This is a genomic window from Streptomyces sp. NPDC049577 (assembly GCF_040675635.1).
GTDB lineage: Bacteria > Actinomycetota > Actinomycetes > Streptomycetales > Streptomycetaceae > Streptomyces.
On the sequence record NZ_JBFAPH010000272.1, the window covers coordinates 1 to 8,299 of the forward strand.

Annotated in this window: 8 protein-coding genes and 1 pseudogene; 3 read left to right on the forward strand and 6 right to left on the reverse strand. The window is 71.1% G+C overall.

All coding sequences use genetic code 11. From position 1 onward, the window contains the following. On the reverse strand, window positions 1-240 hold a 240-nt coding region (locus AB0K09_RS24925), incomplete at its 3' end, for a BlaI/MecI/CopY family transcriptional regulator (protein ID WP_366067606.1). Window positions 241-440: 200 nt separating this feature from the next. Here AB0K09_RS24925 and AB0K09_RS24930 point away from each other — a divergent pair. Then, window positions 441-2,510, forward strand: coding sequence for a transglycosylase domain-containing protein (locus AB0K09_RS24930; RefSeq protein WP_366067607.1), 2,070 nt, complete (start codon window positions 441-443; stop codon window positions 2,508-2,510). A gap of 27 nt (window positions 2,511-2,537) precedes the next feature. On the opposite strand, the gene AB0K09_RS24935 is transcribed toward AB0K09_RS24930, so the two are convergent. From AB0K09_RS24935 to AB0K09_RS24950, 4 genes and pseudogenes are all read right to left on the reverse strand, one after another. Beyond that, complete coding sequence (locus AB0K09_RS24935; RefSeq protein ID WP_366067608.1) at window positions 2,538-3,791, reverse strand: hypothetical protein; 1,254 nt, start codon at window positions 3,789-3,791, stop codon at window positions 2,538-2,540. 418 nt (window positions 3,792-4,209) lie between these two features. Next, window positions 4,210-4,674, reverse strand: a pseudogene (locus tag AB0K09_RS24940) (methyltransferase type 11); the annotation flags it as partial. A gap of 107 nt (window positions 4,675-4,781) precedes the next feature. Next, entirely contained in the window at window positions 4,782-5,237 is a 456-nt protein-coding gene (locus AB0K09_RS24945) for a MarR family transcriptional regulator (protein ID WP_366067609.1), read from the reverse strand. Between the two features lie 39 nt (window positions 5,238-5,276). Continuing rightward, window positions 5,277-5,738, reverse strand: coding sequence for a MarR family transcriptional regulator (locus AB0K09_RS24950; protein WP_366067610.1), 462 nt, complete (start codon window positions 5,736-5,738; stop codon window positions 5,277-5,279). Between the two features lie 138 nt (window positions 5,739-5,876). Here AB0K09_RS24950 and AB0K09_RS24955 point away from each other — a divergent pair, with 138 nt between their 5' ends. Further along, complete coding sequence (locus tag AB0K09_RS24955) at window positions 5,877-6,683, forward strand: alpha/beta hydrolase (RefSeq protein ID WP_366067611.1); 807 nt, start codon at window positions 5,877-5,879, stop codon at window positions 6,681-6,683. A gap of 333 nt (window positions 6,684-7,016) precedes the next feature. Here AB0K09_RS24955 and AB0K09_RS24960 read toward each other — a convergent pair whose 3' ends face one another. After that, window positions 7,017-7,739, reverse strand: coding sequence for a peptidyl-tRNA hydrolase (locus tag AB0K09_RS24960; protein ID WP_366067612.1), 723 nt, complete (start codon window positions 7,737-7,739; stop codon window positions 7,017-7,019). 24 nt (window positions 7,740-7,763) lie between these two features. On the opposite strand from AB0K09_RS24960, the gene AB0K09_RS24965 reads away from it, so the two are divergent. After that, a partial coding sequence (locus AB0K09_RS24965) for an ATP-binding cassette domain-containing protein (protein ID WP_366067613.1) occupies window positions 7,764-8,299 on the forward strand: 536 nt, incomplete at its 3' end.

Sequence of the window (8,299 nt, forward strand, 5' to 3'; positions counted from 1 at the left end):
GTAGGCGTAGGCACGGCCGCGCGGCGTGCGGGTGAGCACGTCCTTGCCGAGCAGCCGGGAGAGGATGGTGACGACCGTGCTGTAGGTCAGCTCACCGGGCAGCGTGGCCTGGACCTCGCGGGGCGTCAGCGGGGTGCCGGCACGCTGCAGCGCGGCCAGGACCTCGCTCTCCAGCGCTCCGCTCGGGCGGCGACGGCCCCGGCGCAGTACCGCGGGGGCGGCGGGTATGGCCGCTTCCATGTGATTCGACGATTCCTTCGGACGATCTTCTGCCGGGCGCGGTCGCGCCGCACTCCTCTACAGCATTGTAAAGGCTCCGGAGCCGGGCCCGGTCCGCATTCCCCGCCCGCTGACGAATCATCAGATTCCGGTTGTGGCAGACTCCCGGTGTGTCGAGCAATAGATGCAAAGACACAGGTTCGAGCAAGTAGGAGCGGTCGGTGGTCGACGAACGGAACGAGGCACACGCCTCGCAGCGCTCCGCCCCGCCCCGCCGTCGGCGCGCCGCGCCCCGCCGCAGCCGCCTCCCCCGGTGGCTCACCCGGCTGCGGCCCGCTCTCGTCCGGCTGCGCCCGGCCTACCCGCGCCCCGGCAGGACCGGCTACCGCCGCTGGGTGCCGTCCTGGCGCCAGACGACGGGACTGCTCGCCGGCGCCTTCTGCGTCCTCGCCACCCTCGTCGGCTACCTGTACGCGACCACCGAGATACCCGCCGACCTGAACGCCTTCGCCACCCAGCAGGACAACGTCTACTACTGGGCCGACGGTACCGAGATGGCCCGCACCGGCGAGGTCAACCGCCAGGACACGGCCCTCGACAAGGTCCCCGAGCAGGTCCGCTGGGCGACGCTCGCGGCCGAGAACGAGACCTTCTACAGCGACAGCGGCATCTCCGTGAGCGGCATCACCCGCGCCGTCGGCCGGATGATGGGCGGCGGCGACACCCAGGGCGGCTCGACGATCACCCAGCAGTACGTGAAGAACGCCTACCTCAACCAGAAGCAGACCTTCAGCCGCAAGCTCACCGAGATGTTCATCGCCGTCAAGCTGGACAACAGGATGAGCAAGAACGACATCCTGGAGGGCTACCTCAACACCAGCTGGTACGGGCGCGGCACCTACGGCATCCAGCGCGCCGCCCACGCTTACTACGGCAAGGACGTCTCCCAGCTCAACGTGAGCGAGGGCGCCTTCCTCGCCTCGCTGCTCAAGGGCGCCGGCCTCTACGACCCGGCGATCAGTGCCAAGAACCACGAGCGTGCCGTCGAGCGCTGGAAGTGGATCCTCGACCGGATGGTCGCGATCGGCAGGCTCACCCCGCAGGAGCGCGCCAAGTACACCGCCTTCCCCGAGCCCAAGGCCCCGCCCCGCCCGGCCGGGCTCACCGGCCAGACCGGCTACCTCGTCGAGACGGCCCGCGCCTACGTGCGCGCCCACACCGAGGTCTCCGAGCGGGACTTCGACAAGGGCGGCTACCAGATCCGCACCACCTTCGAGAAGGCCAAGGTCGAGTCGCTGCGCAAGGCCGCCGAGGACGCCCTGGGCAAGCTGAGGCCCGAACAGCGCGAGGCCGATCGCAACGTGCGCCTCGGGGCCGCCTCCGTCACCACGGACGGGCGCATCGTCGCCCTCTACGGCGGCCCCGACTACCTCAAGCAGGGCTTCAACGACGCCAACTCCAGCGTCGTCCCGGCGGGCAGCGCCTTCGGCCCCTTCGTCTACGCGGCGGCGCTGCGCGACGGCGTCCAGCGCGAGCGGAGCGGCCCCCGCACCCCGGTGACCCCCGCCACCGTCTACGACGGGGACAACAAGGTGGCCATCCGCACGCCCGAGGGCCCGTACTGGGACCGCTCCGGCAAGATCGTCAAGGCGGTCAACGACGGCGACCGCTCCTGGGGAAAGGTTTCTCTCAAGGAGGCCGTCGTCCAGTCCGTCAATGGCCCGATCATGCAGCTGGGCATGGACGTGGGCCTGGCCCGGGTGTCGAAGACGGCCGTGCAGACCGGGCTGCTGCCCGAGAGCATGGGCGCGCAGGTGCCGGCCTTCTCGCTCGGGAACTCCACCCCCAGCGCGATCCGCATGGCGGGCGCCTACGCGACCTTCGCCGCCGGGGGACTGCACAGCGAGCCGTACTCCGTCGACCGGCTCAGCCGCAACGGTGACGCCGTGCCGGTCGAGAAGCCGACCCCCGAGCGGGCGCTGCCCGTCAAGGTGGCCACCGACGTCGACAACGCCCTGCGCGACGCCGTGCAGCGCGGCACCGCGGGCGCGGCGCGGGCGGCCGGGGCGGACGCGGCCGGAAAGACCGGCACGCAGCAGGACAACAAGTCGTCCTGGTTCGTCGGCTACCGGGGCAAGGTCTCGACCGCCGTCTCGCTCTCCCGGATCGACCCCACGTCCCAGGAACTGCTTCCCCTGGACGGCATCGGGGGCGCCGCGAAGGGCACGCTGGGCAGCACGGCGCCGATCGCCGTCTGGACGGCGTACATGGGCGACCAGGGCCGCCGCTGACGGCCCGGCGACCCGGGCCCCGGCGTCCTACTTGAGGAAGGTCGACCACTCGGGGGACTGCGCCGGGTCCAGGGTGCGCAGCTTGGCGAGCACCTTCGGGTCCTGCGCGTCCAGCCAGTCGGCCAGCTGCTTGAAGGACACGCAGCGCACCCCGTCCCGCTTGCACACCGACTTCATGACGTCCTCCACGGCCTTCATGTAGATGCCGTCGTTCCAGTCCTCGAAGTGGTTGCCGATGAACAGGGGCGCCCGGCTGCCGTTGTAGACGCGCTCGAAGCCGTTGAGGTAGCCGTCGCGGGTCAGCTTGCGCCATTCCGCGTACTTCGCCGGGTCGCCCTTGGTGTTGTCACCGGACTGGTTGAAGAGGAAGTTGAAGTCCATGGACAGGACCTGCTTCTCGCTCTTGGGGTAGGGGAGCAGCTGAAGCGGGAAGTTCCAGATGTCATTGATCTTGGACGGCCACAGCTGGAAGTCGCCGGGCGAGCTGGCGTCGTACCGCCAGCCGAACTCCTTGGCCGCCGTCAGCAGGTTCTTCTGCCCCTCCAGACAGGGGGCGCGACCGCCCACCAGCTCCTTCTGGTAGTCGAAGGGCAGCGGGGGCAGGTCCTTGTAGCCGGTGTTGGTCTTCCACTTCTCCACGAAGGAGTAGGACTGCTCGATTTCGCTCTTCCACTCCGCCGGGCTCCAGTCGCCGCCGCCCTTGGTGCCGCAGAAGTGCCCGTTGAAGTGCGTGCCTATCTCGTTGCCGTCCAGCCAGGCGCCGCGCACCTGCTTCAGCGTGTCGCGTATGTGCTCGTCGGTCGCGAAGGATATCGCCGCGTCGCCCGGCTTGTGCTGCGGAGGCTTGTAGAGCGTCGCCTTCGACTTCGGCAGCAGGTACATGCCGGTCAGGAAGAACGTCATCTGCGCGTTGTTCTGCTTGGCGACCTCGCGGAAGTGCGAGAACAGATGGTCGTCGCCCTCCAGCGCGCCGTCCCAGGAAAAGACGACGAACTGCGGCGGCTTCTCGCCCGGCTTCAGCTTCTCGGGCTTCTTCACGTTCGGCTGCGGGCCGGTGAAGGACGTCGAACCGTCGCCGAGGACGTGGACCTTTCCGTCCCAGACCTCCTCCGGCTTCTTGCCGCCGTCGGTCCGGGCGTCGGCCCCGCCCCGGGCGGCCGCGGCCGCGCCCCCGCCGGCCTCGCGGCCCCCGGAGTCCTCACGTGACAGCCCGGCCACGACCGCGACCAGCACACACGCCGTCGTCAGGGCCGTGGCCCCGTACCAGGTCCTGTTCGACACGTTCGCACTCCCTGACGCCGGGACAAATGTTCAAGGCGTCAGTATCACAGGCTGCTGTGACAACTCCGTAGAGTCGGGTGATCCGCGACCACCGTGCGGAACCGGGCGCGATCCCACTTGGGACTACTCCTTGCATTACGCTTCTCACTTACCGTGATTCTCTGGTGGTTCTCGCCGCTATGGCCCAATGGATTGCTGCGGCCGGCCTGGATGGCCGCTTCGACCAGTTCGTAGACACGCAAGATGACCTCGTCCGGACAATCCCGGGGCCGTCCACCGCTGCGGCCTTTCCTTTCACGGTTGGCCTGCGGATCGGCTCGCTCGGGAATCACCGTGCGGATGCCACGGACCGCGAACGGGCGCCCTGCCTTTCCCACCGCTGCGGGGAGGCAGGGCGCCAGGCGTGCCCATTGTTTGGTCACCGAGGCTGGTAGGCGGTGGCCAGTACGGAGACAGTGACCTGATCGGGCGGGACGCCGCCGTCGTTCAGGTCTGCACGACTCACGTGGCGTGCACTCGGCGTCATCGCCATCAGGTCCGGGACATCCAGCCTGGTCAAGGACGCGGAGTGCTCCACCTGTTCCGTATCGGCGACGTCGAAGAAGGGGGCGAGCGCCCGGTGCAGGCGCTGTTCCTCGGCCGGGTCGATCGTGACCATCGCAGGCACCTGGCCACGCAGCTCGACCACGTGCCGCCCGGTGGGTCGGACCACGATCAGCCGACCGGTCGGGCGCAGTACGCGGTGGAACTCGGCCGGGTTGCGTGGGGCGGACGCGTCCAGCACGACATCGGCCACCCCGTCGGCCAGCGGGAAGGGACGGAAGACATCCCAGGCCACCGCGGCGGCTCGGCCGTGGGCACGGGCTGCCGAGCGCAGCGCGCGCAAACATTTCCCGACGGGCTGCACTGGTGCATCTACCGCAGACCCCACACCGCAATCGCAGGCGAGACCCTCTCCAGCCGCGTCATCAACCTGCGCGAACAATGCACCTAGGGGGTGGCCGGCGTCGCGAGTTCGGCGTTCGCGCGCTCGGCGACCAGGGCGAGGACGCGGCCGGCGGCGGCCAGGTCCTCGGCGGGTATGCCGTCCCAGATGCGGGCGGTGACGGGGGCGGTCTCCGCGCCGATGGTGGCGGTCAGTTCGCGCCCTGCGTCCGTGGGGCGGAGGTGTGCTCCGTCCGCGACGAGCAGCCGCTTGACCAGTAGTTCATCGAGTGTGGCGCGGACGTCGGCCGGGTCGGCCTTGAGGGATCCCCGGACCTCGGTGACGAGGTCGTCCGACGTGAGCGGGGTGCCGGCGGCGTCGGCGGTGACGGCGGCGCGCAGGGTGATCTGCTGAGCGAACGTCATGCCGTGCCGGGCCAGGAGCCGCTCCAGGACGCCGCGGGCGGCGTAGTGGGCGAGGCCGAGGGTGCGGGCATTGGCGGTGGGGTTGGCGGTGGTCATGGGGTCGTCTCCAGGTGCTCTCGTCGTCGGTGCTGAGGGTCAAGCGGAGGGATCGAGAGGTACGTCGAGCAGGGTCGTCAGCTCGTCGGTGAAGGCGCGCGTCCGTGCCGCGTCGAGGCCGCCGAGCGGCTCCAGCAGCCGCTGGAGCAAGTCCTGGACCACCGCGATGGCCTGCCGTGCCACGGTCTGCCCCTGTTCGGTGAGGGCGATCCGGACGGCGCGCGGGTCGCGGGGGTCGCGGGCGCGCTCGACCAGGCCCGCCGCCTCCAGGGCGCGAGCCAGCTTGGAGACGTACAGCGCCTCCAGGCCGGTGTGGTCGGCGAGTTGGCGCTGGTTGGGCCGCTCGCCGGTGCGCTGCATGCCGTACAGCGACGCGACCAGCGAGTACTGCGCGTGGGTGAGGCCCAGCGGGGCCACAGCGCGGTCGACCGCGACGCGCCACTTGTTGGCGAGCCGCCAGACCAGGAAACCGGGTGTGGGGCCCGGCGAACCGTTGCTCATGGCGGATACTGTACATGGATATTAAGTCCATGGCTACTTACTATACGAGCGTATTGGACAAGCGTATAAATCTTCCGCTACGATTCCCGCATCGGCCGAACGATCAGGCCGATCAGACGGACCTGGGGGGACCCCGACATGACCGACATCGCCGCGAGCACGCCCGCTACCGCCGTCCGCGCCGAACTGTCCATCGACGACCGCCGGCTCTCTTACCTGGACTTCGGCGGTACCGGCCGGCCGCTGGTGGCCCTGCACGGACACCTGTCCGAGGGCGCCACCTTCGCCCACCTCGCCGGCGCGCTGGGGCCCGAATGGCGGCTGATAGCTCCCGACCAGCGGGGCCAGGGGGAGTCCGACCGCACCGCCGACTACGCGCGGGAGGGCTACCTCGCCGACATCGAGGCCCTCGTCGACCACCTGGGACTGGACGAGGTCGTCCTGCTCGGCCACTCCCTCGGCGCCATCAACGCCTACCAGTTCGCCGCCCGCCACCCCGGGCGCGTCCGCGCGCTGGTCAACGCCGAGGGTCCGGTCTCGCTCGGCCTGGACGGCGCCAACCCGTTCGGCTTCCTCCTGAACCTGCCCTACACGGCCCCCTCCCGCGAGGCGCTGGTCCACGGACTCGGCCAGGCCGCGCCGTTCTTCGCGGACCGCCTGCGCGAGAACGCCGACGGCAGCTGGCGGCTGCCCTTCCACCCGCAGGACATGTACCGCTCGGAGGACCAGGTCCACGGCGACCACTGGGCGGACTGGACGGCCACGGACTGCCCCGCCCTGCTGGTCCGCGGCACCCGGGGCGTCATCCCCGCTGAGCAGGCCACCGCCATGGTCAACCGCCGGCCCGGCACCGTCGCGATCGAGCTGGACGCCGACCACCTCGTGTACACCTCCGAGCCGGACCTCTTCGCCGCCGCCGTCCGGGACTTCCTCGCCACCCTCTGAGCCGCTGGGAGGCCGCCGCCTACGCCGCCCCGTCCCGGGTCGGCGAGAAGAAGTGGTGCCGCCCCCCCCAGCAGTGATCAGCTGCTTGGGCCGCGGATACGCGGTCCGCTCCGCAGCCCGCGCACCCCCGGGCCTCTTGCCGGATGCGGCGGGTCTGCTTGACGGCAGCACGGCGCAACCGCAGTTCCTCACGGGTCAGGGCGTGCCGCAGCCCCGGATCTGCAGAACCGGGGCTGCGGCACGCGACTGCGGCGGCCACTCGGGCGCGCCGAGTGCCGGGAACGTGTATGCCCCACCGCGCCGCTGCCGCGTCAGGGGGCCGGAGCAGTCAGCCTACGGTCGTCGTAGGGACGGGAGAGAGCCGATGCGGTCGATCCCCTCGACTGCAAGAGTCAGCCCGGGCGCGATCTCCGTGAACCCCGCGTCCCGCACCACCGGCAGCCCGCTCGCCGTCAGCTCCGCCCAGCGCTCCGGGCCGGCGGTGCGCACCGACAGCGCGAAACCGTCCGCGCGCCAGGCCGCGCGGGCCGCCTCGTCCAGCCGCCACCACGCCAGCTGCGCGCCATGACCGGCCTGGGCCATCGCCTTGCCGGCCGACATCTCCACACCGGGGTTCAGCCACAGCACCGGCCGGGCGGGATCCGGCGGCCCGGGGACCACGGGATCGTCCAGCTCCGTCCCCGACACCTGGAGCTTGACGAGCTCCTTGGGCCAGCCGTCCAGCGGCACGGGCGGGAACACCCGCACCTCCGCGGCCTCCCCGGTCACCGTGATGCCGGGCAGTGACGACGCCCTGCGCCACTCCGCGCCCCGCGCCCGGCGCACCACCTTGCGGATCCGGGCGTCCTGCCAGGCGTGCACCGCCTTGGTCCACTCCCCGTCCTCCGCCGTCGCCCGCTCGTCCGACAACAGGGCGAGCACCGCGCGCGCCGCGGTCTCCAGCGCGTCGGTGCGCGCCGGGGGCGCGGACTTCTCGATCCGCACCACCAGGGGCAGGACGTACTGCGGTGCGAGGTCGCGCGGATCATCGGGACGAGGGGTGGCGGAGCTGGTCACACCCTCACGCTACCGTGGGGTCCCATGAGACTGCGGGGGGTGGGGCGCCGCTACGGCATGGGCGGCCCCTGGGTGTTGCGGGACGTCGACCTCGACCTCCCGGCGGGCGCGCTGGTACGGGTCCAAGGGACCAACGGCAGCGGGAAGTCCACGCTGCTGCGCCTGCTGGCGGGCATCGACGCGCCCAGCACCGGCCGCGTCACCGGCCGCCCGCGCACCGCGTACGTCCCGGAACGCTTCCCGCCCGCCCTGCCCTTCACGGCGGCCGGCTACCTCGTGCGCCTCGGCCGGATCCACGGCCTGGGCCGCTCGGCCGCCGAGCAGGCCGCCCAGAACTGGCTGGAACGTTTCGGCGCCGGCGGGCACGCCCGCACCCGGCTGTCCGAACTCTCCAAGGGCACCAGCCAGAAGGTCGCGGTCGCCCAGGCCCTGCTGGCGGCGCCCGAGCTGCTCGTGCTCGACGAGGCGTGGACGGGCCTCGACCCGGACTCCCGGGCCGTGCTACCACGAGAGGCAGGCAAGGGTGATCGATCGTTTGGACGGCAGGCTGATCGAGCTGC